Origin of the sequence: Neorhizobium tomejilense (assembly GCF_964254135.1) — a bacterium.
Taxonomy (GTDB): Bacteria; Pseudomonadota; Alphaproteobacteria; order Rhizobiales; family Rhizobiaceae; genus Neorhizobium; species Neorhizobium tomejilense.
On record NZ_CAXUSO020000001.1, the window covers coordinates 2,986,682 to 3,009,428 of the forward strand.

A 22,747-nucleotide genomic window follows, 5' to 3' on the forward strand; every position below is an offset into this window, starting at 1 on the left:
CTTCTCCTACCGGTCCAGGTTCTTGCCGACGGCGCGCATCAGGAAGAAGGCGACGATATTGGCGAGCACGACTGCGATAATGCCGCCTGCCGAGGCGCCGCCGACATCGTAGCCGAGGAGCGCCGTGCGGTAGATCAGGAAGGCGAGGTTGGTGGAGGCGTAACCGGGGCCGCCATTGGTGGTGACCAGGATTTCCGCATAGACGCCGAGCAGGAAGATCGTCTGGATGAGGATGACGACGGTGATCGACCGGGCGAGATGCGGCAGCACGAGATAGACGAACCGGTTGAGGAAATTGGCGCCGTCCATCTCCGCCGCTTCCTTCTGCTCGCCGTCGAGCGACTGCAGCGCGGTCAACAGGATGAGCGTTGCGAACGGCAACCATTGCCAGGCGACGATGACGACGATCGAAAACAGCGGATATTGCGCGAACCAGTCGACCGGCCGGAGCCCGAAGAACCTCGAGATATCGGCAAATACCCCGTAGCTCGGATTCATGATCATGTTCTTCCAGACGAGCGCGGCCACCGGCGGCATCACGAAGAAGGGCGATATGATCAGGATACGGACGATACCCTGCCCGAAGATCGGCTGGTCGAGGAGGAGTGCGATGGCGATACCGCCGATGACGGTGATCAACAGCACACCGCCGACGATGACCAGCGTGTTCCAGATCGACTGGAAGAAGGCGGGGTCGGTATAGAAGAACTCGTAGTTGAACAGACCCGTGAAGCTGACATTGGACGGATCGAGCAGATTGTAGTTCTGGAACGAGAACCACAGCGTCATCGCCAGCGGTACGATCATCCAGATGAGAAGAAGCAGAACGGAGGGCGCCATCATCAGGCGCGCCAACGTCTTGGTGTTTTGCGTTGCCATATCGACGCCCTCCCGTGGAACGTGGTCGTTCCAGTTATCCCGCGCCTTTTTCTTTTGGGGAAGGAGACCGACGCAGGATGCAGGTTTTTGTTGTTGTCTGGTTGTTATCCGGATTGCCCTGCCTGATCGCTGGCCCGCCTCAAACCCTCAAGGCGGATGATCTCGGCAAAGATCCGGCTGTCCGGCACAGGATTGCCGGACAGCCGTGGCTCTGGAGCTTACTTCGGATAACCGGCGCGCTTCATTTCGCGCGTCGTAGCCGTCTGGGCCTGGGCAAGCGCATCGGCGACCGTGGACTGGCCGGCGACGACTGCCGAGAACAACTGGCCGACATTCGTGCCGATCGCCTGGAATTCAGGGATCGCCACGAACTGGCCACCGGTATAGGGCACCGGCTTGACGGTCGGCTTGGTGATATCGGCAGCACCCATCGCAGCAAGGGTCGGGGCTGCGAAGGCGGCGGCCTTCTGATAGTCCGCGTTGTTGTAGAGCGAGGTGCGGGTGCCCGGAGGAACGTTGGCCCAACCTTCCTTGGCGGCGACGAGCTGGGTATATTCCTTGCTGGTTGCCCAGGAGATGAACTTCTGCGCCGAGTCAGCCTTCTTCGAAGAGTTCGGAACCGCGAGGTTCCACGACCACAGCCAGTTGCCATGGTTCTTCATCTCGCCCTTCACCGGGAAGAGCGCGTAGCCTACCTTGTCGGCAACCTTGGAATCCTTCGGGTTGGAAACGAAGGAGGCGGCCACGGTGGCGTCCATCCACATGCCGCATTTGCCCTGCTGGAACAGCGTCAGGTTTTCGTTGAAGCCGTTCGAGGATGCGCCGGACGGGCCGGCATCCTTCATCAGGTCCACGTAGAACTGCAGCGCTGCCTTCCATTCCGGCTGGTCGAACTGCGGCGTCCACTTTTCGTCGAACCAGCGGCCGCCAAACGAGTTGGTGAGCGCCGTGATGAACGCCATGTTCTCGCCCCAGCCGGCCTTGCCACGCAGGCAGATGCCGTTCACGTCGGTCTTGCGGTCGGTGATCTTGCGAGCCGCATCGCCGATGAATTCCCAGGTCGGGTTTTCCGGCATCTTGAGGCCGGCCTTCTCGAACAGGTCCTTGCGATACATGATCATCGCCGACTCGCCGTAGAACGGCGCCGCATAGAGCTTGCCGTTGACCGTCAGACCGCCCTTGATCGCCGGCAGGATGTCGTTGGTGTCGTACTTGTCGCCGAGCTTGTTCAGCTCGAGGAGCCAGCCCTGCTTGGCCCAGATCGGAACTTCGTAATTGCCGATCGTCAGGATGTCGTACTGGCCGCCCTTGGTGGCAATGTCGGTGGTGACACGCTCGCGCAGCACGTTTTCTTCCAGCGTGACCCAGTTGATCTGGATATCCGGGTTCGCCTTGGTGAACTCGGAAGTCAGGCCCTGCATGCGGACCATGTCGCCGTTGTTGACAGTCGCGATGGTGAGGGTTTCAGCCGAAGCCGCGGTGGAGAAAAGGCCGGCAAGCGCCAGCGCCGAGCAGGCGCCCAGCAAAATCGTCTTCAATGTCATATCTTCCTCCCAGAAGATGAGTAACGAGCATTCGCTTTGCTCATGGGCAATTACCCACATAATGGCGAAGGAAGTCAATCACCAATCGTCGCTGCAATGCAGCAGATATTGGTTATCTGATTGATTTCGCTACATGTAATTTTTGCTCAACGACCGAGCAATTGCTCCGCAGTCGCCTCGTCGGTGATCACGCCGTTGATGATATTGCCCTTGAGCGCAGCGGAAATCGCCTGGAACTTCCGGCGCCCCTGCGCCAGACCGATGACGGAGGAGGTCTCCCGCGAGGGGATCGGCACGCTGGCCACGCGATCGTTGATGGAATTGGCGAGAAGCCGGCCCTGATTGTCATAGACCCAGCCGCAGATCTCGCCGGATGCACCTTCCCGGACGAGCTTTTGCATTTCCTCCTTGCCGAGGAAGCCGTCGACGCAAAGTGGCCCGTCGGGCCCAAGCTCGCCGATGCCGACGAAGGTAACGTCCGCCTGCGCCCCGAGTTCGAGCGTCGAGCGCACCAGCGCCTGGTCGTGCAGGGTCACGCGCTCCTCGGCGGAGGAACAGAGAACCGGCAGCGGCATCGGGAAATGCCGCGCCTTGATGGCGTCCGCCATGGAGAAGATGACGTTGTAGAAGGCGGCCGATCCGTCCGGCCCGATATTGCCGGTCAAGGACACGATACGGTGCTGCGGGCACTCCATCGGCGGCAGCTGGTCGACGGCAGCCTTCAGCGTCCGGCCCGTGCCGACCGCGATGACGATCGGGTCCGGGCGCTTCAGCCAGCGTTCGATCTCGGCGGCGCCGGCTTCGGCGATCCCGACGGTGCTGGAGCCCCCCACCGGATCGCTCGGCACCACTTCGACATGCTTGAGGTCATATTTCTTGCGCAACGCCTCGGCGAGTTCCAGGCAGGCTGCAATCGGATGGTCGAGGCGCACCTTGATCAGCCGTTCGGCAACCGCGAGCGACACCAGCCGCTGGGCCGACTGCCGCGAAATGCTCATGGCCGCGGCGATCTCGTCCTGGGTTCGCCCCGCGACGTAGTAGAGCCAGCCGGCCCGCGCCGCATCGTCGAGCCGCCCTTGCGTATCAGACCGTTTTGCCATGGCAGAAATTCTCCTCCACCTGTTGCTGCCATGGTTTCGGATGGTCTGTCAAACGGTTGGAAGAACGGGGCGGAGCAACGCAACCTTTATAATATAACCCGAGAGGACCCTTGTGACCGCCGCCCCCTCACGTCATGCGTAGCGCATCGTCTATCACCTGCCCCATGAGATCGTATCGGGCGCGATGAGCCTCTTTCGACGCCTCCAGCCATCCGGCCGCATCGATCTTGGTCAGGTCGAGCGGATGGCCTGCCCGCTCCGAAAGCTGTTTCAGATATTGCAGCTGGGTGCGGCCGTTCCCCTCGCGAAAAGGATGGACATAGTTCACATCACCGATGATCCGGGCTACCTCCGCCGCGAACACCGATCGCTCCAGCTCTTGCAGAAAATCGGACTTCACGATGCGGCGGTGAACATCTGCCATGCCGGTTTCGATATATTGCCGGAACTGGAATTGGCTCTCGCCCTTGAAAATCTCGACGGTGCGGATCTGTCCCGCCCATTCATAGATATCCTGGAAGAGATGGCGGTGGATTGCCTTCAGGTGCTTGAGATCGAAGTCGCCTGGTGGAATGCCTTCGCGGGCTCGCATGGTCGCGATTTCGCGCTCGTGATAGTCGAGCTTGTCAGCGTCGGTTAGGCCGAGCTTGTTTCGGAGAACACCAGTCCCTGGATAGACATAAGGGTCGTCGCTCATTCAGCCGCTTGCTGTGCAGCGGCGGCACGGGCTCGCTCAAGAATATAAGCCCTCTGGCGTTCCGGCGACCAACCCTCGCGGTCGAACATTTCGAACATCGCGATCTGCTCCGCATCGAGGGGATTGCCCTCGATCATTTGGAGGTGCGCCGCTTCAAGCGTGCGTTGCCGGATCGTGTCCTTGTCGCTCATGTGAGAAAATATCCTCATATCAAGACGGCAAACCGTCCGGATTTCTGACACCACAAAGATACCAGAAATCCGGGCGACCGGCAAATTCAGCGATCAATCACGGCGTGGAAACCCTCACGCCACCTGCACCACATGCCCCGCACTCACTTCGCGGTATTCCCGCTTTGGCGGCACGTAGTTGACCGGGCGGATCGGGCTCTTGATTTCGTCGGTCGACATGTTGCGCTTGATCCGCCGGCGGGACGGATCCGGAATCGGCACGGCGGACATCAGCTTCCGCGTATAAGGATGCTGCGGGTTCTCGAACACTGCCGCACGAGGGCCGATCTCGACGATCTCGCCGAGATACATGACCGCCACCCGGTGGCTGACCCGTTCGACCACCGCCATGTCGTGGCTGATGAACAGGAAGGCGAGGTTCAGGCTCTGCTGCAGGTCGAGGAGCAGGTTGCAGACCTGCGCCTTGATCGACACGTCGAGCGCCGAGACCGCTTCGTCGGCGACGATGATCTTCGGGTCGAGCATCAGGGCGCGGGCGATCGCTACGCGCTGGCGCTGGCCGCCGGAAAACTCGTGCGGGAAGCGCTTCATCATGTCGGCAGAAAGGCCGACCTTCTCCATCAGGCTCGCCGCCTTGTCGCGGGCCTGCTGTTTGGTCCCGAGGCCGTGCTCGATATAGGGCTCCATGACCGCCGAACCGACGCTCATGCGCGGGTTCAGCGAGGCGAACGGATCCTGGAAGACCATCTGGATCGACCGGCGCATCTGGCGCAGCGTCGGTTGATCGAGCTTCATGACCTCATAGCCGTCGAGGGTGACCTCGCCGCTGGTCGGCGTGATCAGGCGGGTGACGGAGCGGCCGGTGGTCGACTTGCCGCAGCCTGATTCGCCGACGAGCGACAGCGTCTCGCCCGGGAACAGATCGAAGGAGACCTTTTCGACCGCATGGACCGCGCCGGACTTGCGGCCGAACAGGCCGGAATGGATGTCGAACCGGGTGGTCAGGTCCTTGACGTCCAGGATCGGCGTCTTGCCCTTGCCGACCGTGTCGGTGACGTCGGCAAGCAGCATCTGTTCGCCGGTCTTGATATCGACGATCGGGAAACGCAACGGCAGCTTGCGCTCGCCCATCGAGCCGAGACGCGGCACGGCGGACAGAAGTGCGCGGGTATAGGGATGCTGGCCGCGGTGGAAGATGTCGCCGGTCTCGCCCGTCTCCACCGCATCGCCGCGATACATGACGATGGTGCGGTCGGCGACTTCGGCCACCACGCCCATGTCATGGGTGATGAAGAGGACCGACATGCCCTCCTCTTCCTGCAGCACCTTGATGAGGTCGAGGATCTGGCCCTGGATGGTGACGTCGAGCGCGGTGGTCGGCTCGTCGGCGATCAGCAGCTTCGGGCGGGCGGCGAGCGCCATGGCGATCATCACGCGCTGGCGCATGCCGCCGGAAAACTGGTGCGGATATTCGTCGAAGCGCGACGAGGCGTTGGGGATACGCACCTTTTCGAGCAGGCGGATGACTTCCTTCTTCGCATCGGCATTGCTGATGTCGGTATGGACCGTCAGCGCCTCGGCGATCTGCTTGCCGATCGGGAAGATCGGGTTGAGCGAGGTCATCGGCTCCTGGAAGATCATCGAGATGTCTTTGCCGCGCACCCGGCGCATCTGCTCTTCCTGCAGCGACAGCAATTCGCGGCCGTTGAGGAAGACCTGGCCTTCGATCCTGCTCGAATTCTTCGGCAGCAGCCGCATGATCGACAGCGAGGTGACGCTCTTGCCCGAGCCCGATTCGCCGACGATCGCCACCGTCTCGCGCGGTGCCACGTCGAACGAGATGTTGCGCACCACGGTGCGCCATTCGTCGTTCACCCGGAACGAGGTGGAAAGATTGCGGACCGACAGGACGGGGGTCACCGAACCGCCGCCCTGTTCCATGGAAGTGCCGGAAAGCAGCATGGAAATCTCCTTCGGATCAGGCGGCGAGCGCGGTTTCGGCGAGCGTGACCCAGTAGCTGACGCCAAAGGGAATTGCCTCGTCGTTGAAATCGTAGGCAGCGTTGTGGAGGCTGGCGGTATCGCCATTGCCGATAAAGATGAAGGCGCCGGGGCGCTTCTCCAGCATGTACGAGAAATCTTCGGCGCCCATATGCGGCGCCATGCCCGTCTGAACCGCCTTGGGACCAGCAACCTTGGCCGCGACCTCGACGGCGAAATCCGTCTCGTTATCGTGGTTGAAGGTGACGGGATAACCGCGGCGATACATGATATCGGCCGTCGCGCCATGGGCGATCGCGGTCGATTGCGCCACTTCGCTCAGGCGTTTCTCGGCAAAATCGCGGGTCTCCGGCAGCAGCGTTCGCACCGTCCCGGCCATCTTGACATAGGCGGGGATGACATTGCTCGCCTCGCCGCCGTGGATCGAGGCGACGGTGACGACGAGCGACTTCAGGGGGTCGGTCTCGCGCGAGACGAGCGACTGCAGCGCCAGCACGATATGCGAGGAAATCAGGATCGGGTCGATCGAATTGTGCGGCTGTGCGGCATGGCTGCCGCGGCCGTGGACGGTGATCTCGAACGTGTCGGCCGCCGCCATGATGCCGCCCTTGCGGGTGGCGAAACTGCCGACCGGAAGGCGCGGCTCGTTATGCATGCCGTAGACTTCCTTGATGCCGAACTTCTCCATCATGCCGTCGTTGATCATCGCCAGCGCGCCCGCGCCGCCCTCTTCCGCCGGCTGGAAGATCACCGCGACCGAGCCTTTGAAATTGCGGGTCTCGGCAAGGTATTGAGCCGCGCCGAGCAGCATGGCGGTGTGGCCGTCATGGCCGCAGGAATGCGCCTTGCCGGGCGTCTTGGAAGCCCAGGGCTTGCCGGAGGTTTCGAGGATCGGCAGCGCGTCCATGTCGGCGCGGAAACCGATCACCGGCCCATCGCCCTGGCTGCCCTTGATGATGCCGACGACGCCGGTGCGGCCGATGCCGGTCTCGACGACGTCGCAGCCGAAAGCCTTCAGCTTTTCGGCGACGAATTTCGAGGTCTCGTGAACGTCGTAGAGCAGCTCCGGATTCTCGTGAAGATGGCGCCGCCATTCGGCGACCTGATCCTGCATTTCCGCGACGCGATTGATGACTGGCATTACGCAGACCTCATTGTTTTCTTGCTGTTTCCCACTCTGGTCGGAGCGGATATTGCGACGCGAAGACACGATTTTGCAAGCTTCAATTTTCCGGCTTGAACGGAAAATAGGCCTATGCTTAGATGGCTCAAAATTTGATCATGCTCGCCAAAAGCGGCAGGATGAAACTTGTTCTTGAAGTAGTTTCGGAGGAGGAACGGACAAGAAATACGCTGCGAAGTCAATAAGTTGAGGAAGGCGACTTCGCAGTCCCGAGGCATAAAAAGCCGGCTTGACCGGCATGCCCAACCACAACTCATAAGAGAACGATAAGGGGAATAGCAGCATGAAAAACCTCAAACTTCTTCTGGCCGGCACCGTAGCCGCCCTGGCCTTCGCAGGCTCGGCCGCCTACGCGGCCCCCGGCACCGACGGGGATCTGAAGATCCTGTTCTGGCAGGCCGTTTCAACGATGAACCCCTACCTCTCCGGCGGCACCAAGGAAGTCTACGCGTCCTCGATGGTGATCGAACCGCTCGCACGCTACGACGAAAAGGGCGGGCTCGTGCCGACGCTGGTCACCGAGATTCCGACCGTCGAGAACGGCGGCGTCGCCAAGGACCTGATGAGCATGACCTGGAAGATCAAGCCGGGCGTCAAATGGTCGGACGGCACGCCTTTTACGGCTGACGACGTCATTTTCACCTGGAAATACTGCATCGCGCCGGACGGCGGTTGCGCCCAGGCCGCCCAGTACGAGGGCGTCAAGAGCGTCGAGGCTCCCGATCCGCAGACGGTCAAGATCACCTTCACCGAACCGAAGCCTTATCCCTACAGCGCCTTCGTCGGCGCGCAGTCGCCGGTTATCCAGAAGAAGCAGTTCGAAAACTGCGTCGGCGCCAAGGCTCCGGGCTGCACCTCGGCCAATTTCGGCCCGATCGGCACTGGTCCTTTCGTCGTCAAGGAATTCAAGCCGAACGACGTCATCACGCTGACCGCCAACACGAACTACCGCGATGCGGCAAAGCCGGCCTTCGCGTCGGTCACCCTCAAGGGTGGCGGTGATGCTGCGTCGGCCGCGCGCGCCGTTCTCGAAACCGGCGAATACGACTATGCCTGGAACATGCAGGTAGAGCCGGAAATCCTCGCCAAGATGGTTGCCGCCGGCAAGGGCAAGTTGGTGACGTCCTTCGGCACGCAGGTCGAACGTATCAACCTCAACCACTACAACGCCGATCCCTCGCTTGGCGCAAAGCGCTCCACCAAGGACGCTGGCCCGCATCCGTCGCTCTCCGACCCGGCAGTCCGCCGCGCGCTTTCGCTCGCCATCGACCGCGACATCATCGTCGAGGCCGGTTACGGCGCAGCCGGCAAGGCGACCTGCAACATCGTGCCCGCACCGGCAGCAGTCGCTTCCACCAAGAACGACAGCTGGTGCCTGAAGCAGGATCTCGTGGCAGCCAACAAGCTGCTTGACGATGCCGGCTGGAAGAAGGGTCCGGATGGCATCCGCGCCAAGAACGGCGTGAAGCTCTCCTACCTCTACGCGACCTCCACCAACTCGGTTCGCCAGGCGACCCAGGAACTGGTGAAGGACATGTGGTCACAGATCGGCGTTGGTGCCGAATTGCGCAATGCCAGCGCCTCGGTCTTCTTCGGCGGCGATCCGGCAAGCCCCGACACCTTCCAGAAGTTCTATGCCGACGTCGAAATGTACACCAACAACTTCGACGGCACCGACCCGGAAAAGTATCTCGCAGAATGGCTGTGCGACAAGGTGCCTAGCCCGGCGAACGGCTGGCAGGGCCAGAACATTCCGCGTTACTGCAACCCGGCCTATGACAAGCTGCTCGGCGAGCTTTCGAAGACCGCCGAGCTCGACAAGCGCGCCACGCTTGCCAAGCAGCTCAACGACATGCTGACCGAAGAAGGCGCGCATATCCCGCTCGTCCACCGCGGCAGCGTCTCCTCGCATTCTCTCAAGCTCACCGGCGTGAAGATGAATGCGTGGGATAGCGAACTGTGGAACGTCGCCGACTGGTCGCGCGCGAAGTAATGCCGATCGCCGGGCCTGCCCCTGGGGCAGGCCCGGCGCCCGCATTTTCTTCTCCGTGCTAGTCTGGAGACTTATGCATGTTCACATACACTTTGCGGCGATTGCTCTTCGCAATCCCGACGCTGCTGATTATCAGCTTCGTCATTTTCGCGTTGCTTGATCTTGCACCCAACGATCCCACCGGCGACCTGCCGTTGACGATCCCGCCGGAGGTCCGCGAACAGATCCGTGCATCGCTCGGCCTCGATCAGCCATTCTTCTTCCGCTACCTCTATTGGCTGCAGCAATTCTTCATCAACGAACCGCTCAACATCATCGAACGCATGACCGGTTGGCAGTTCGGCGACGGGAACCGCATGCGGGTGCTTTCCTGGGCGACCAGAAGCCCGGTGGTCGACCTGATTGTCCAGCGCCTGCCCCAGACGCTGTGGGTCGTCGGTCTCGCTTATGTGTTCGGAGTGCTGATCGCCGTTCCGATCGGCGTCATCTCCGCCTACAAGCAGTACTCGATCTTCGACCAGATCGGCACGTTCGTGTCGATGGTCGGTTATTCGGTACCGACCTTCTTCACCGGCGTGCTGCTGGTGGTGATCTTCTCCTCCTACCTGCAATGGTTCCCGTCGGTCTATGACACCAACCTTGTCGTCACCGACTTCTCGAGCTTCGTCCAGCAGATCAAGCAGATGGCCTTGCCGGTGGCGGTGCTGTCGCTCTTCAACGCGTCGCAGATCACCCGCTTCGTGCGGGCCTCGATGCTCGACAACCTGCACCAGGACTACGTGCGCACAGCGCGAGCCAAGGGCGTCAAGGAAAGGTCGGTCCTGCTCATCCACGTCTTGCGCAACAGCCTGATCCCGGTCGTCACCGTGATCGCGCTCGGCGTGCCGACGATCTTTTCGGGCGCCATCATCACCGAGCAGATCTTTCGCGTGAATGGCCTTGGCCAACTTCTGATCATCGCCGTCCAGGGGGCCGATATCCCGCTCGTCCAGACCCTGACCTTCATCTTCGCGGTGCTGATCGTGCTCTTCAACCTTATCGCCGATGTGCTTTACGGCATTCTTGACCCGAGGATCCGTTATGACTGATGCGACCATCGCAACCGCGCCGCCCGCCAAGGCGGCAACTCCCACCCGATCGGCCCTCGCAGACATCTGGCGCCAGTTCCGTGCCCATAGAGGCGGCGTCGTCGGGCTTATCGTCTTTACCTTCATAGTCCTGGCGGTCTTCGTCGGCCCGTATATCCACCGCGTGGCCCCGAACGCCATCAACATCCGCGACAAGAACCAATGGCCGTCACTGGCTCATCCGTTCGGTACTGACAACCTGGGCAAGGACATGCTTGCCCAGGTGCTCGCCGGCGGCCGCATCTCGCTTGCGGTCGGCATCACGGCCATGCTGCTGGCGCTTTTCCTCGGGACGCTGGTCGGAGTGGTTTCCGGCTATATCCGCAGGCTCGACGGGCCGCTGATGCGCATCACCGACCTGTTCCTGGCCTTGCCGCTGCTGCCGCTGCTGCTCGTCATCCTGATGCTGTTCCGCGATACCCTGCGGGCTGCATTCGGGCCCGAAACCGGCATCTTCATCCTGATCGTCTTCGTGATCGGGATCACCAGCTGGATGCACACCGCCCGCATCGTGCGCGGCGACGTGCTGGCCGTCAAAAGTCAGGAATTCATCCTGGCGGCGAAATCGAGCGGCATGCGGGAATATCGCATCATCCTCAAGCACATCCTGCCGAACGTGCTGAGTTCGATCATGGTTTCCGCGACCTTGGGCATCGCCTCGGCGATCATCACCGAATCGGCGCTGAGCTTCCTCGGCCTCGGCTTTCCCTCGGATTTCCCGACCTGGGGGCGGCTGTTGTTCGACGGGGCCAACTTCCTGCAACTCACGCCTTCGCGCGTTTTATGGCCGGGACTGGCAATCTCCGCCACTGTGCTCAGCGTCAACTACATGGGAGACGCTATCCGCGACGCGCTCGACCCGAGGGCGCTCAAGCACTGATCTTGCGACACCGGCTCGATCCGAATGGCGGCTGCAAAGCCGCCATTTTTCATTCGGCCCCAGCCCAAAACAGCCCCTAAAAAACTTTTAAAAAAAGTTTCGAACCGCCGGAACCTATTTCCAGGGCGCTCGTTATATGAGTGTTCGAAGGCACCCCCCCGTCCCCCGCCCTACAAAGCCTTCGGACATACTCTTCAATCCCCCTCGAAGAGACGAACTGGCTCGGCTCCGTCAAACGGAACCGGGCCAGCTCAGCTTTGTGGGCAGTGTCGCTACGTTCGATTGCGCTCTTCGCAAGTGTTCACGAGACGTCATGGCTGACCTCGAAAACTACTCACTAACGACCAATCACTACCGACTCTCTTTCAGTCCCCGCCACTCTCCAGCGGGAATACCAGCCGGTAGCTGATGCGGTCGTTGGAGATGACGTATTGCGCCTTGCCGTTGACGGAGGCCGGAACGACACGTTCCAGCACGGTGCTGCCGAAATGCGCTTTCAGCGAGTCCTCGCTATCTTCGGGACTCCGGCTGGCGTCCAGCACCTCGTCCCAGATCATTTCGAGCGAGTCATGGCCGTTGAGATGCATGCGGGTGCAGGTGACGTTGATCACCCTGCCGCTGCGCAAAAGCGAGCCGTGGCTGACCGCGTTGACGATCAGCTCATGCAGCGCCAGTCCGATATGCAGCGAAGCGTTCGGCGTCAGAAGGATGTTGTCCCCGTGGACGCGCACCAGATGCTTGTTCTCGGGCAGGTATTTTTCCGTCTGCTGCTGCACCAGTTCGAAGAAATAGGCGCCGCGCCAGCTGGAATCGGTGATCAGGTCCTGGCTCTGCGAAAGGGAATAGAGCCGCCCCCGGAACTTGTGCAGAAACAGCTCCAGCGAACCCGAATAACGGGCCGTCTGCAACGCGATGCTCTGGATGATGGCGAGCAGGTTCTTGGAACGGTGGCTGACTTCCCTCAGCAGCGCGCGCAACAGCCGCTCGCGGTGACGCTCCTCGGAGCGGTCGATGATCGTGGTGACGAAATGCAGGCCGCCATTGGAGAATTCCACCGTCTGGACCCGGAACTCGTAGATCTGCTCGGTGCCTATGGTAATCTCGATATGGCCCTTGCGCCCGGCTTCCGTCATGCCGTCCTTGAGGGTCGCGAGCTTTGCCCCGACCTCCTCGCCGAACAGGCTGACATCTGTGGGTGTCCTGACATGCTCGACAGCCCAGACCTCCGGAAGATGCGTGACGAAGAGGTAATTCCGGCCGGCGTCCTGGATCATGATGCTGGCGCCGAGATCCACCAGTGCCGGCATGAAAAATTCACGTAACTTGTCATCACTCTGACCAGCCTGCTGCCATGTCAGGGGATGCACCAAATTCCTCACTCCGTCCGCGGGCTAGCTGGGAAAACTGGGCGCCTGCCGAACGCATGGATACCCGCATTTATGAGCATGATTATCCGCCTTTTATAGGACGTCAAACGCGCCGGAACAACCCGACGACCAGCGATATCAGCAGCAGTGCGAGAAAGAGGAAAAACAGGAGCTGGGCGAGACCCGTTGCCGTTCCCGCAATGCCGCTGAAGCCGAGCGCACCGGTGACGATCGCCACGAGCAGGCAGACAAGAGCATAATACAACATGGGTTTTCCTCTTCGGATGCGCCAGAACGCCCACCTGTTGTATATTGTTCCGGCCTGCCGGCCCGACTGCCGCCGATGGGATCAAGCGGCGGCCCTGACGGCTTCGTTGAAGAACAGCGCCTGGCTGATCAAGGCCTTCACCATGTCCGGATTGAACGGCTTGGTGACCAGGAAGGCCGGTTCCGGGCGTTCGCCGGTCAGAAGCCGTTCCGGAAAGGCGGTGATGAAGATCACCGGCACGCTCGAAGACTTCAGGATTTCGTTGACCGCGTCGATCCCGGAGCTGCCGTCGGCAAGCTGGATGTCGGCCAGCACCATTTTCGGGTGCGAGGACTGGAACAGCGATACCGCTTCCTTGTGGGTACGGGCGATGCCCGTGACGCGGTGGCCGAGATCCTGCACCATCTGCTCGATGTCGAGCGCGATCAGCGGCTCGTCCTCGATGATCATGATGTCGGTTGCCACCTGCCGCGAGATTTCGCGGGTCGCGTCTTCGAGCAGGCGGTTCACCTCGGCAGTGCTGACTTCCAGGACTTCGGCGGCTTCCTCGATGCTGAAGCCTTCGACCGAGACCAGCAGAAAGGCATGCCGCGACTGAGAGGGAAGCATCGAGAGATTGGCTGCCGCGCGTTGCTCCCAGGCGAACGGCGATTCGATGGGGCGAATCTCAATGTTCGTGGAACCAAAAATTGTAACAAAGAGTTTATAGAGCGAGACACGGTCCTTGGACGTTTCGGGGAATATCGAAACGTCTGCGATCAACGCTTCCAGGACCGCGGCAACATAGGCGTCTCCCGAGGTCTGTGATCCGGTGACGGCGCGAGCATACCGACGCAGATATGGAAGGTGAGACGCAACGCGTGTGGTGAGTGACATACAAAATCTCCCTCGGTGCCCAGTGGGCAATTGACCTGTTATGAACGTGGGCCTGGAAAAAAAGTTCCGCAAGAGTGGAACTTTTTTTGCCGCCAGGAATTCTTCTGCCCGACGATATCGCAACAGGCTGCCCGCGTGATGAGTGACGACGACAATAGAAAAAAAGAAGAGATGACAGCAATCCAGCCCCATGAAGTCCGACCCGGAGCGGTGCCGCCGAATGCATCCATATCCCGCAAGTTACGGGACTTCTACGACGCAGTACAGGAAGAAGGTATTCCGGATCGTTTCCTCGATCTTCTCGAACGCCTGGAACAGGCAGAGAAGAACGCTAAGCCGGTGAACGCAAAATGAGTAAGGAAGACGAGATCGACGATCGCGGCTTCAAACGCGACCTCCTCGCGTCGCTGCCCAATCTGCGCGCTTTCGCTGTATCCCTGACCGGCCGGCACGACAAGGCGGACGACCTCGTGCAGGATACGATCATGAAGGCCTGGGCGAACCAGACCAGCTTCACCGCCGGCACCAACATGCGGGCTTGGCTGTTCACCATCCTGCGCAACGAATTCTACAGCCAGATGCGAAAGCGCGGACGCGAGGTGCAGGATAGCGATGGCCTGTTCAGCGAGCGGTTTTCGGTCCATCCGGAACAGTACGGCCGGCTTGACCTTCAGGATTTCCGCAAGGCTCTCGACAAGCTGCCCGACGATCAGCGCGAAGCGATCATCCTCGTGGGCGCTGCCGGTTTTGCCTATGAGGAAGCGGCTGCGATCTGCGGCTGCGCCGTCGGCACGATCAAGAGCCGCGTCAGCCGCGCCCGCACCCGCCTCCAGGAGCTGCTGGGCGTCTCCGGCGAGGGTGATTACGGCCCGGACGCAGGCGACGCGGCGATCACCTCCCGCGCCTTCGGCAGCTAATCTTCCAGACTTGCGAAGACGCCGCTCACATCCGGGCGGCGTTTTTGACGGCGTCGATGAGGTGGTGGTCGTCGAACGGTTTTGCGACGACGGTTATTCCTTCCCAGCCCTTCAGGCCATCCATATCCTCGACGCTGAGCGTGGTGAAAACCAGTCCGGCCCCGCAGGCTCTCAACCGAAGCGCGGCATCCTCGCTCTCCCCACGGATCAGGGCAAAATCTATCACGACGACGTCGAACAGGCCTTGCTCCAGATCCGTTGCATAAGTGCGCGGCGTCGCGACCTTAACCTCGCAGGCAAGCACCTCGGTGAGAACGGTTTCCACTTCCATGGCCACTAGGAACTCCCGATCGACAACGAGGATTCGCAACAATTAAGTCCGCCCGAGATTCGACAACGAAATTCGGCTAGACCACCGAAAGAACGCCCGGTCATTTACAAAAGACACAGGGCGGTCGCAAACCGCCTGCCATTGCCCACAAAGCCCCCCTTTCATCGAGAGCGGGCCCAGCACAACGCGGAATACGGCCGCCCGCGCGAGGCAGGCGGCCATTGATAGGTCGGGGACAGGTCGCGCGGCCGAAAATCCGCTACTCAGCCGACTCGGAATCTTGGCGGCTCGAAGCGCCCATGGTTTTGGTGGCGAGGAAGCCGAGACCGGCGACCGCCGCGACGAGCAGAAGAGGGCGGGATTTGACGAGCAACGGCAATGCCGTCAGAGCCGCCGTCATCATCAGCGCCTTGGAACTGTTGGAGGCTGCCGCTTCCCGTTTGCGGCGCTGTTCGGCACCGTTGGCGATCACGGCCCACAGATAGACGGCGAGCGCCAGCAAAAGCGCGCCGCCGGCGACTGCCAGCAACGCCATCGACGCCCCCCATATGCCGGCGAGATAGACGGCGAGCGCCGCCACCAGCAGCCCGTAGGCGGTCAGCAGGAAAAGCATCACCAGCGCGTAGAGGGCCGCGTTTCTTTTGAGCCTGCGCGTGAACGCCGCGACATCCATCGCGGCGAGCGAAGCCAACAGGGGACCAAGTCCTGCCATCATCAGCGGCGCGTCAGCAGCGCGAACAGGAAACCGACGCCGGCGGCGATGGCGACGGCCTGGATAGGGTTGGAGCGGATCTGACGCTCCAGGTCCCTTTCCATCGACAGTGCCTGATCGCGCGCAGCTTCCACCATGTGCATCGAGGCATCGGCGGCGTCGCCAGCGACGCGACGAGCCTTGCCCTTGTATTCGCTGGCCTTCTCGGTGCCGACCGCGGCAACGCTGCGGGTAAGCGCTGCGATATCGTCGCGGAGCTGCTGAATCTGGGCTTCGACATCCTTGCTGGCTGACGAATTCTGGCCGGTGCCGTTGCGGGCGAAGTCGGTCGTGGGGTTGGCTGCGGGCATATCGGATCTCCTGTTTTGCGGACCTTAGAGGATGCGCGCCGCGGAAGGCTTTGCGCAGAATCAAACGGCGTCGGAAACGTGGAACGGGATCGGTCCCCCCAAGCGAGCGGCGCACGCCACTCACTTCACGGTTCTTGTCGCCGCCGTTGAACGCTGCAAAGGCGCGATTGTTCCCCGGCGCGGTTGCACCAAAGCGGAAATCGCCCGGAAGGTTTGGAAAACTTAAGGGGCCGGCGGCTCGGGCCAGGCGGAAACGCCCCCGGTCCATTGTTCGAAGGCCCTGGAGAGTTTCAGCACGAGCAGGTCGTCGTAGCGCGGGCCGACGATCTGCAGGCCGATCGGCATGCCGGTTTTCGAAAAGCCGCAATTGATCGACGAGGCCGGTTGTTCCGACATGTTCCACGGTACGGTGAAACCGATATGTTCGAAGGGCAAAGCCGGATCGTTGGTCGGCGAGGCCCATTCCGCCGGATAGGAAACAATCGGATTGGTCGGCGAAATCACTGCATCGACGGTCGTGAACAGCTTTCCGCAGGCCTTGCGCATCTCGATCGTCTGGTTGAAGCCGCGCACCGCCTCGACGCCGGAAATGTAAGTGCCGCCCTCCGCCCACTGGTAGATATAGGGGAGGATCAGCGCCCGGCGCTCCTCCGGCATTTTCTCGATATCGCCCCAGAACCGCGAGCGCCAGAAACTGTCGAGCCCGTCGAGCATGATGCGGTTCATGACCGGTTCGACCGGAATGACGATCGCCCCCGCCTCCTCGAAGCGTTTGGCGGCGGCCATGACCGCATCGAGAACCTCGTCCTCGACGGCAAGGCCGATGCCGGCGTCGAGCATCAGGCCGATCTTCAAACCCTTGACGTCGACGTCGAAATCCAGCCAGTCGAAATCGTTGGGCGGCAGCGAGGTGCCGTCGCGCCAGTCGGGACGCGACAGCGTCGCCATGGAAAAGGCGGCATCTTCGACAGTGCGGGTCATCGGTCCCGCGCAACGGCCGACATAATAGGGATCGACCGGAATACGGCCCTGGCTCGGCTTGAAGCCGAACAGCCCTGTCCAGCCGGCCGGCAGGCGCACCGAGCCGCCGATATCCGTGCCGATATGCAGAGGGCCGAAACCGGCGGCACCGGCGGCCGACGCGCCGGCGCTCGATCCGCCGGGGTTCTGGGTGAGGTCCCAAGGGTTGCGGCTGAGGTGATGGAAGCTCGAGAGGCCGGAGGACAGCATGCCGTAGTCCGGGCAGGTGGTCTTGGCGAAGATTACCGCGCCATCCTCTCTCACGCGAGCGGCGATGGGCGCGTCTTCCGTGGCCGGCACCAGTTCGACCGCAGCGGTCCCGAGCGGCACCGGCTGGCCCTTGGTGGCGATCAGTTCCTTCAGCGTCACCGGGATGCCGTCCAGCGGCCCAAGCGTCGCCCCTTTCGCCCACCGTTGGGTGGAGGCTGCGGCCTGCGCCCTCGCGCTGTCCGGATCGTAGAGGTAGAGCGCCTGCACATGCGGCTCGAAGGCGGCGACACGATCCTCGACCGCCAACCAGTATTCCGAGGGCGAGAGTTTTTTGGCCGAATAAAGGTCGAGCAGTTCGCGTATCGTCAGTTTCAAGAGGTCATTCATCGCAATATCTTCGTTTTTCGAAATCAGGAATTGTCGCGGGGATCGAGAAGGTCGCGCAGGCCGTCGCCGAGCATGTTGAGGCCGAGCACGGCGAGCGCGATGGCAAGCCCCGGCATCAGCGCCAGCCACGGCGCCTGGCCGAGGAAAGTCTGCGCGTCGGCCAGCATCCGCCCCCAGGTGGGCGTCGGCGGCGGCATGCCGAGACCGAGGAAGGAGAGGCCGGCTTCCGTCAGGATCGCAAGGCCGAGCTGGATCGTCACCTGCACGATGATCTGGTTGGAGATGTTCGGCAGCACGTGCACGAGCGTGATTTTGGCCTTCGGGCGGCCCATGCTGACGGCGGCGGTAACATAGTCCCGCGTCCAGATCTGCAGGGCAGCGCCAAGCGCGAGCCGCGCAAAGACCGGCACCATGAACACGCCGATGGCGATGATCGCCGTGAAGCGGCCCGATCCGATGAAGGCGCCGAGCATCATCGCCGAGAGAATTGGCGGAACCGCGAAGACGATGTCGCAGCCACGCATGACGACGAGTTCCAGCCAGCCCCGCCGCATCGCGACGACGACGCCGATGGCCGTGCCGACGCTTGCGCCGAGAAGTACGGCAAGGATGGAGGTCGACAGCGAATTCCAGGCTCCGACCATCAGCATCGAGGCTACGTCGCGGCCGAACTGGTCGGTGCCGAGGAGGCCGAAATCGAGTGGTGCCTTGAGCTTGTGGACGATGTTCATCTTGGTCGGCGGGAACGGCGTCCAGACAAGCGACAGCAGCGCCACGGCAAACAGCGCCAGCGTGATGACGAGCCCGATGAGGAAGACAGGGCGGCGAAGCAGTTTCTTCATTGCGCACCGGCCCTGAGGCGCGGGTCGACGACCAGGTAGGCGAGATCGACCAGGAAATTCATCAGGATCACCAGGGCCGAGAAGAACAGCACGACATCCTGCATGACGATGATGTCGCGCTGGGAGAGCGCCTGATAGGCCAGCCGCCCGAGGCCCGGCAGGTTGAAGACGTTCTCGACCAGCACCGCGCCGGCGATCAGGAAGGTGAATTGCAGGCCGAGCATTGTGAACACCGGCACCAGCGCGTTCGGGACGGCGTGCCGCCAGATGGCAATACCCTCGCTCAGGCCCTTGGCGCGGGCGGTGCGCACGAAATCCTCGTTCATCACCTCCAGAACCGCGGCCCGCGCCACGCGCGTCAGCACGCCGGCCTGCGGCAGGGCGAGCGCCACGGCCGGCAGGAGGAGCGCCTTGAGGCCGGCAAGAAACCCTGCGTCCCAGCCGGGAAACCCGCCCGCCGGCATCCAGCCGAGCATGGTGGAGAACAGGATGATCAGCAGCAGCCCCACCCAGAAGGCCGGCACCGCGATGCTGATATAGGAGAACAATCCGGCGACGAAATCGAAGGCACCGTTGTGCCTGCGCGCCGCCTGAACGCCGAGCGGAATGGCGATCGCCACCGAGAGCACGATGGCGATCAGCGCCAGCGGCAGGGTAACCGCAAGCCGTTCGCCGATCAGCCCGGCAACCGGCACACCATAGGTATAGGACTGCCCCAGATCGCCCCGGAAGACCCCCGCGAGCCAGGCGAGATAACGCACGGGGAGCGGCTGGTCGAGACCCAATTGTTTCTGCAGCGCCGCGAGCGTTTCCGGACTCGCCGAGGTGCCGAGCATGATCGCCGCCGGATCGCCGGGCAGCAGGTCCATGACGGTGAAGATCAGCAACGAGACGACGAGCAGCGTCACGGCAAGGCTCAAGGTTCGGCGGATGAGGATGGAGATCATCGGTTCATCACCTCCCTCTTCTCCCCACGGGGAGAAGTGCCGAGCGGACGCGAGGCGATGAGGGGGCCGGCGGAGCCGGGCCAATCGATCCAGCGGATCGATTGCAGCAACTAAAATCGATTGCAGCAACTAAAGTGGAAGGCGAAGTGTTGGCTGCGCCCCCCTCATCCGACCCTTCGGGCCACCTTCTCCCCGCTGGGGAGAAGAGGGAGCTCGCGGTTACCACTCTATTCCAGCTCATAAGCCTGCTTCACTCTACCCAATGAACATCCGTCAGGACGTTCGAAGGGATCGGTTCGTTTTCCCACAGGCCCTTCACCTTGCCGTCCCACACACCGAGCTTCGGCATGACGAACAGGAAGAGCGCCGGCACGTCGTTGGCGAGGATGGTCTGAGCCTCGCCGTAGAGCTTTTCCTGTCCGGCGGCATCGGAGGTCATCTCGACCTTTTTCAGCACGTCGTTGAAGGCCGGGTTTTTGTAGTTGAAGTAGTAGGGATCGCGGGAATAGATGTCGATGTCCATCGGCTCCGCATGGGCGACGATGGTCATGTCGTAATCGGCAGCCTTCAACACGTCGGCCACCCATTTCGCCGGGAATTCCGTGGTCTCGATGTTCATCGTCACGCCGATTTCCGCAAACATCGCCTGCAGCACCTGCGAGGTGCGCTGCGCATAGGCCATCTGCGGCGCCTTGATGGTGAAGGTGAAGCCGTTCGGGAAGCCGGCCTCGGCAAGCAGCGCCTTCGCCTTGGCGGTATCATAGGGATACACGCCGGTCAGGTCCTTGTAGCCGCGGTCGTTCGGCGTGTAGTGGCTGCCGATCGGCGTGCCGAAACCGGACCAGGCGCCTTCGACGACGGTGGCGCGGTCGACGGCCATCATCAGCGCCTGGCGCACCTTTTTGTCGCTGAACGGCTTGCGGGTGTTGTTCATGCCGGCGACGACCTTGAGCTCGGTATTGCCAATGACCGTCGTCAGCCGCTTGTCGCCCTCGAAGGACTTGATCAGTTCGGGCGCCCCGAATTCCGGGAAGGCATCGACGTCCCCGGCCTTCAGCGCCGCGGCCTGGGCCTGCGGATCGCTGATGAAACGGAAGGCTGCGGTATCGAGCTTCAGGGAGACGGCCTTGTTCCAGTAGTCGGTGTTCCTGGCGAGATCGACCTTGGAGCCCTTCGACCAGCTGACGAACTTGAATGGGCCGGTGCCGATCGGCGTCGTCTTGTTGTCGGCGGCCGATTTCGGTTCGACGATGGTCGAGGATGGCCAGCCGAGCCAGTAAAGCAGGCTGCCGGCCGGCTGCTTGAGTTTCAGAACGAGCGTCGCCGCATCCGGCGTCTCGACCGTGTCGATCGAGGCGAAATAGCGCTTCTGGGGATTGACCGAGTCCGCGCCGCGGGCGCGGTCGATCGAGAATTTGGCAACCGCGCTGTCGAAGGCGACGCCGTTGTGGAACTTGACGCCCTGGCGGAGCTTGAACGTGTAGGTCAGGCCATCCGGCGAGATCTGCCAGCTTTCGGCAAGCTGCGGCTTGATCTTGCCGTCCTTGTCGATGGTCGTCAGGCCTTCAAAGATGTTCTGCCAAGTCACCTGGCCGATCGCGACGGGTGCTGCGACCGTCGGATCGAGCCCGGCCGGCTCGATTGCCATGCCGACTGTGATCGCGGTCTTCGCCGCCGCCTCCGCGCCGGTTTGCCCTAAAAGCAGGCCCGCGCTGATCGCAAGGCCAAAAGCTGCACTCTTCAATATGGTCGCAGAGCCCAAAAGCGTCATCCTGCCCATCCGTCATCCCCTTTTTGGAACGAGACCCGCCTGATCGGCACCTGCGGGATCGTCGATTGCCAAAAGTGTGTCATTTCGCAGGTGCACACACAATGCAGAATTTTGTGTTCCCTGTGTAGCCGAAAACGCTACACGGAACGTAATTAGGCACTTGCCCTTTTAGGCGCCGATTTGCGCGCATCGGCGCCGCGCATGAAGCGCTCGATGAAATCGACGAGCTTGCCCGCCGCGAACGACAGCTGGCGGTCCGGCGCGACGCAGAGATCGATCGGCGTGCGCACCGCCTTGCCGGCGGCGATCGGCACCGCCGCAAGCTGGCCGGCATCGATTTCCCGCTGCACCGCGAGCGCTGGCAGCAGCGTAACCGCCGCACGGCGCAACACCAGTTCCTTCAGCATTTCCAGGGAACCGGTGACGAAAACCGGATCGAGCTCCAGCCCGTCCTTGGCGAACAGTTCCTCGAAGGCCTGTCGCGCGCCGAAATTCTTGTCGGGAAGAGCGAGCGGCATACGGACGAGATCGCGCAGTGTCAGTTCCCTGGCACCGGCGGACGGATGGTCGGCGGCCATGATGACGTCATAGGTGATCTCGGAACGCAGCCGCACCTTCACCCCGGAAATCTTTGGTGCAAACAGCGTCACGACCAGATCGGCCTCGGCGCCGGCGAGCGCCTCCACCGCCTCGCGCGCGCTGGTGATCGCCACCTCGAACCGCAGCTTCGGGTAGCGCAGGCTGAATTCCGCAAGCACCGGGGCGATCAGGTTGGCGACCGTCGCGCCGTTGGCATAGATCACCACCTTGCCGCGCTGCAGGCCCTGCAGGTCGTCGATCAGCTGGTGGACATGTTCGAGTTCGCGCAGCGTCCGCCCTGCCCGCGCCGCCAGCAGTTCACCAGCGGCAGTCAGCTTGATGCCGCGATTGCTGCGCTCGACGAGCGGCGTGCCGAAATAGTGTTCGAGGTTCTCGATCTGGCGCGAGACGGCGGTGGCAGCAACGTTGAGATTCTCGGCCGCCGCCCGCATCGAATTGGTGCGGACCAGTTCGTCGAAATACATAAGCGCCCGAAGCTGCATGCGATCCTGCCGGCTGAAACATGTCGCCCGAAAGCGGAGACCGGTTCGGGATAGCGACATAGATAAAATCGA

23 protein-coding genes are annotated in these 22,747 nt (G+C 62.0%); 5 read left to right on the top strand and 18 right to left on the bottom strand.

The features are described 5' to 3' along the window. Positions 1 to 6: 6 nt before the first annotated feature. The 7 genes from ACSQ3G_RS15185 to ACSQ3G_RS15215 form a co-directional block, all read right to left on the bottom strand. Positions 7 to 879: a carbohydrate ABC transporter permease gene (locus ACSQ3G_RS15185; protein WP_046634481.1), complete on the bottom strand. Its 873-nt coding sequence runs from the start codon at positions 877 to 879 to the stop codon at positions 7 to 9. A 218-nt stretch (positions 880 to 1,097) separates the two neighbouring features. After that, positions 1,098 to 2,423, bottom strand: a complete 1,326-nt coding sequence (locus ACSQ3G_RS15190; protein WP_046634479.1) for an ABC transporter substrate-binding protein — start codon at positions 2,421 to 2,423, stop codon at positions 1,098 to 1,100. 146 nt (positions 2,424 to 2,569) lie between these two features. Continuing rightward, positions 2,570 to 3,523: a sugar-binding transcriptional regulator gene (locus ACSQ3G_RS15195; RefSeq protein WP_436110617.1), complete on the bottom strand. Its 954-nt coding sequence runs from the start codon at positions 3,521 to 3,523 to the stop codon at positions 2,570 to 2,572. Between the two features lie 127 nt (positions 3,524 to 3,650). Next, positions 3,651 to 4,220 (bottom strand): Fic/DOC family protein, encoded by a 570-nt coding sequence (locus ACSQ3G_RS15200; protein ID WP_436110618.1) that lies wholly within the window; start codon positions 4,218 to 4,220, stop codon positions 3,651 to 3,653. Continuing rightward, a complete protein-coding gene (locus tag ACSQ3G_RS15205; protein WP_105400068.1) occupies positions 4,217 to 4,411 on the bottom strand; it encodes a hypothetical protein in 195 nt (64 codons plus the stop codon). The genes ACSQ3G_RS15200 and ACSQ3G_RS15205 overlap by 4 nt, the downstream gene beginning before the upstream one ends. A gap of 114 nt (positions 4,412 to 4,525) precedes the next feature. After that, the gene (locus tag ACSQ3G_RS15210) at positions 4,526 to 6,373 is read right to left on the bottom strand and encodes an ABC transporter ATP-binding protein (protein WP_105400067.1); all 1,848 of its coding nucleotides are present in this window, start codon (positions 6,371 to 6,373) and stop codon (positions 4,526 to 4,528) included. A 16-nt stretch (positions 6,374 to 6,389) separates the two neighbouring features. After that, a complete protein-coding gene (locus tag ACSQ3G_RS15215; protein WP_436110619.1) occupies positions 6,390 to 7,553 on the bottom strand; it encodes a M20 aminoacylase family protein in 1,164 nt (387 codons plus the stop codon). Between the two features lie 325 nt (positions 7,554 to 7,878). Here ACSQ3G_RS15215 and ACSQ3G_RS15220 point away from each other — a divergent pair, with 325 nt between their 5' ends. The 3 genes from ACSQ3G_RS15220 (at position 7,879) to ACSQ3G_RS15230 (ending at position 11,595) form a co-directional block, all read left to right on the top strand. Then, positions 7,879 to 9,588, top strand: a complete 1,710-nt coding sequence (locus ACSQ3G_RS15220) for a peptide ABC transporter substrate-binding protein (RefSeq protein WP_436110620.1) — start codon at positions 7,879 to 7,881, stop codon at positions 9,586 to 9,588. Between the two features lie 77 nt (positions 9,589 to 9,665). Continuing rightward, positions 9,666 to 10,676: an ABC transporter permease gene (locus ACSQ3G_RS15225; RefSeq protein ID WP_436110621.1), complete on the top strand. Its 1,011-nt coding sequence runs from the start codon at positions 9,666 to 9,668 to the stop codon at positions 10,674 to 10,676. Continuing rightward, on the top strand, positions 10,669 to 11,595 hold the full coding sequence (locus tag ACSQ3G_RS15230; protein ID WP_046668344.1) for an ABC transporter permease: 927 nt from the start codon (positions 10,669 to 10,671) through the stop codon (positions 11,593 to 11,595). The genes ACSQ3G_RS15225 and ACSQ3G_RS15230 overlap by 8 nt, the downstream gene beginning before the upstream one ends. Positions 11,596 to 11,960: 365 nt before the next feature. Here ACSQ3G_RS15230 and ACSQ3G_RS15235 read toward each other — a convergent pair whose 3' ends face one another. The 3 genes from ACSQ3G_RS15235 to ACSQ3G_RS15245 all read right to left on the bottom strand — a co-directional run bounded on the left by ACSQ3G_RS15235 (position 11,961) and on the right by ACSQ3G_RS15245 (position 14,106). Further along, a complete protein-coding gene (locus ACSQ3G_RS15235; protein ID WP_436110622.1) occupies positions 11,961 to 12,902 on the bottom strand; it encodes a sensor histidine kinase in 942 nt (313 codons plus the stop codon). A gap of 163 nt (positions 12,903 to 13,065) precedes the next feature. Beyond that, complete coding sequence (locus ACSQ3G_RS15240) at positions 13,066 to 13,230, bottom strand: DUF1328 domain-containing protein (protein ID WP_105400063.1); 165 nt, start codon at positions 13,228 to 13,230, stop codon at positions 13,066 to 13,068. Between the two features lie 81 nt (positions 13,231 to 13,311). After that, the gene (locus ACSQ3G_RS15245) at positions 13,312 to 14,106 is read right to left on the bottom strand and encodes a response regulator (RefSeq protein WP_105400062.1); all 795 of its coding nucleotides are present in this window, start codon (positions 14,104 to 14,106) and stop codon (positions 13,312 to 13,314) included. 171 nt (positions 14,107 to 14,277) lie between these two features. Here ACSQ3G_RS15245 and ACSQ3G_RS15250 point away from each other — a divergent pair, with 171 nt between their 5' ends. Then, the gene (locus tag ACSQ3G_RS15250; RefSeq protein ID WP_105400872.1) at positions 14,278 to 14,460 is read left to right on the top strand and encodes a NepR family anti-sigma factor; all 183 of its coding nucleotides are present in this window, start codon (positions 14,278 to 14,280) and stop codon (positions 14,458 to 14,460) included. Continuing rightward, positions 14,457 to 15,023 (top strand): RNA polymerase sigma factor, encoded by a 567-nt coding sequence (locus ACSQ3G_RS15255; protein ID WP_037077490.1) that lies wholly within the window; start codon positions 14,457 to 14,459, stop codon positions 15,021 to 15,023. Before ACSQ3G_RS15250 ends, ACSQ3G_RS15255 begins: the two co-directional genes overlap by 4 nt. A 25-nt stretch (positions 15,024 to 15,048) precedes the next feature. Here ACSQ3G_RS15255 and ACSQ3G_RS15260 read toward each other — a convergent pair whose 3' ends face one another. From ACSQ3G_RS15260 to ACSQ3G_RS15295, 8 genes are all read right to left on the bottom strand, one after another. Next, positions 15,049 to 15,354, bottom strand: coding sequence for a hypothetical protein (locus ACSQ3G_RS15260; protein WP_436110623.1), 306 nt, complete (start codon positions 15,352 to 15,354; stop codon positions 15,049 to 15,051). Between the two features lie 259 nt (positions 15,355 to 15,613). Further along, complete coding sequence (locus ACSQ3G_RS15265) at positions 15,614 to 16,069, bottom strand: hypothetical protein (RefSeq protein ID WP_436110624.1); 456 nt, start codon at positions 16,067 to 16,069, stop codon at positions 15,614 to 15,616. Beyond that, positions 16,069 to 16,416, bottom strand: a complete 348-nt coding sequence (locus ACSQ3G_RS15270; RefSeq protein ID WP_105400059.1) for an ElaB/YgaM/YqjD family protein — start codon at positions 16,414 to 16,416, stop codon at positions 16,069 to 16,071. Before ACSQ3G_RS15270 ends, ACSQ3G_RS15265 begins: the two co-directional genes overlap by 1 nt. A gap of 222 nt (positions 16,417 to 16,638) precedes the next feature. After that, complete coding sequence (locus tag ACSQ3G_RS15275) at positions 16,639 to 18,033, bottom strand: amidase (protein WP_436110625.1); 1,395 nt, start codon at positions 18,031 to 18,033, stop codon at positions 16,639 to 16,641. Between the two features lie 23 nt (positions 18,034 to 18,056). Beyond that, positions 18,057 to 18,875, bottom strand: a complete 819-nt coding sequence (locus ACSQ3G_RS15280) for an ABC transporter permease (RefSeq protein WP_436110626.1) — start codon at positions 18,873 to 18,875, stop codon at positions 18,057 to 18,059. Beyond that, positions 18,872 to 19,822: an ABC transporter permease gene (locus ACSQ3G_RS15285; protein ID WP_436110627.1), complete on the bottom strand. Its 951-nt coding sequence runs from the start codon at positions 19,820 to 19,822 to the stop codon at positions 18,872 to 18,874. The genes ACSQ3G_RS15280 and ACSQ3G_RS15285 overlap by 4 nt, the downstream gene beginning before the upstream one ends. A gap of 250 nt (positions 19,823 to 20,072) precedes the next feature. Next, the gene (locus tag ACSQ3G_RS15290) at positions 20,073 to 21,602 is read right to left on the bottom strand and encodes an ABC transporter substrate-binding protein (protein WP_436110628.1); all 1,530 of its coding nucleotides are present in this window, start codon (positions 21,600 to 21,602) and stop codon (positions 20,073 to 20,075) included. A gap of 143 nt (positions 21,603 to 21,745) precedes the next feature. Further along, a complete protein-coding gene (locus tag ACSQ3G_RS15295) occupies positions 21,746 to 22,675 on the bottom strand; it encodes a LysR family transcriptional regulator (RefSeq protein ID WP_436110629.1) in 930 nt (309 codons plus the stop codon). Positions 22,676 to 22,747: the final 72 nt, after the last annotated feature.

Coding starts and splice junctions, on each gene's coding strand:
- ACSQ3G_RS15190 (WP_046634479.1), bottom strand. CDS start 2,423: ATGACATTGAAGACGATTTTGCTGGGCGCCTGCTCGGCGCTGGCGCTT.
- ACSQ3G_RS15225 (WP_436110621.1), top strand. CDS start 9,666: ATGTTCACATACACTTTGCGGCGATTGCTCTTCGCAATCCCGACGCTG.
- ACSQ3G_RS15260 (WP_436110623.1), bottom strand. CDS start 15,354: ATGGAAGTGGAAACCGTTCTCACCGAGGTGCTTGCCTGCGAGGTTAAG.
- ACSQ3G_RS15285 (WP_436110627.1), bottom strand. CDS start 19,822: ATGATCTCCATCCTCATCCGCCGAACCTTGAGCCTTGCCGTGACGCTG.
- ACSQ3G_RS15280 (WP_436110626.1), bottom strand. CDS start 18,875: ATGAAGAAACTGCTTCGCCGCCCTGTCTTCCTCATCGGGCTCGTCATC.
- ACSQ3G_RS15295 (WP_436110629.1), bottom strand. CDS start 22,675: ATGCAGCTTCGGGCGCTTATGTATTTCGACGAACTGGTCCGCACCAAT.
- ACSQ3G_RS15290 (WP_436110628.1), bottom strand. CDS start 21,602: ATGGGCAGGATGACGCTTTTGGGCTCTGCGACCATATTGAAGAGTGCA.
- ACSQ3G_RS15185 (WP_046634481.1), bottom strand. CDS start 879: ATGGCAACGCAAAACACCAAGACGTTGGCGCGCCTGATGATGGCGCCC.
- ACSQ3G_RS15255 (WP_037077490.1), top strand. CDS start 14,457: ATGAGTAAGGAAGACGAGATCGACGATCGCGGCTTCAAACGCGACCTC.
- ACSQ3G_RS15200 (WP_436110618.1), bottom strand. CDS start 4,220: ATGAGCGACGACCCTTATGTCTATCCAGGGACTGGTGTTCTCCGAAAC.
- ACSQ3G_RS15265 (WP_436110624.1), bottom strand. CDS start 16,069: ATGATGGCAGGACTTGGTCCCCTGTTGGCTTCGCTCGCCGCGATGGAT.
- ACSQ3G_RS15205 (WP_105400068.1), bottom strand. CDS start 4,411: ATGAGCGACAAGGACACGATCCGGCAACGCACGCTTGAAGCGGCGCAC.
- ACSQ3G_RS15235 (WP_436110622.1), bottom strand. CDS start 12,902: ATGCCGGCACTGGTGGATCTCGGCGCCAGCATCATGATCCAGGACGCC.
- ACSQ3G_RS15195 (WP_436110617.1), bottom strand. CDS start 3,523: ATGGCAAAACGGTCTGATACGCAAGGGCGGCTCGACGATGCGGCGCGG.
- ACSQ3G_RS15230 (WP_046668344.1), top strand. CDS start 10,669: ATGACTGATGCGACCATCGCAACCGCGCCGCCCGCCAAGGCGGCAACT.
- ACSQ3G_RS15210 (WP_105400067.1), bottom strand. CDS start 6,373: ATGCTGCTTTCCGGCACTTCCATGGAACAGGGCGGCGGTTCGGTGACC.
- ACSQ3G_RS15275 (WP_436110625.1), bottom strand. CDS start 18,033: ATGAATGACCTCTTGAAACTGACGATACGCGAACTGCTCGACCTTTAT.
- ACSQ3G_RS15215 (WP_436110619.1), bottom strand. CDS start 7,553: ATGCCAGTCATCAATCGCGTCGCGGAAATGCAGGATCAGGTCGCCGAA.
- ACSQ3G_RS15270 (WP_105400059.1), bottom strand. CDS start 16,416: ATGCCCGCAGCCAACCCCACGACCGACTTCGCCCGCAACGGCACCGGC.
- ACSQ3G_RS15220 (WP_436110620.1), top strand. CDS start 7,879: ATGAAAAACCTCAAACTTCTTCTGGCCGGCACCGTAGCCGCCCTGGCC.
- ACSQ3G_RS15245 (WP_105400062.1), bottom strand. CDS start 14,106: ATGTCACTCACCACACGCGTTGCGTCTCACCTTCCATATCTGCGTCGG.
- ACSQ3G_RS15240 (WP_105400063.1), bottom strand. CDS start 13,230: ATGTTGTATTATGCTCTTGTCTGCCTGCTCGTGGCGATCGTCACCGGT.
- ACSQ3G_RS15250 (WP_105400872.1), top strand. CDS start 14,278: ATGACAGCAATCCAGCCCCATGAAGTCCGACCCGGAGCGGTGCCGCCG.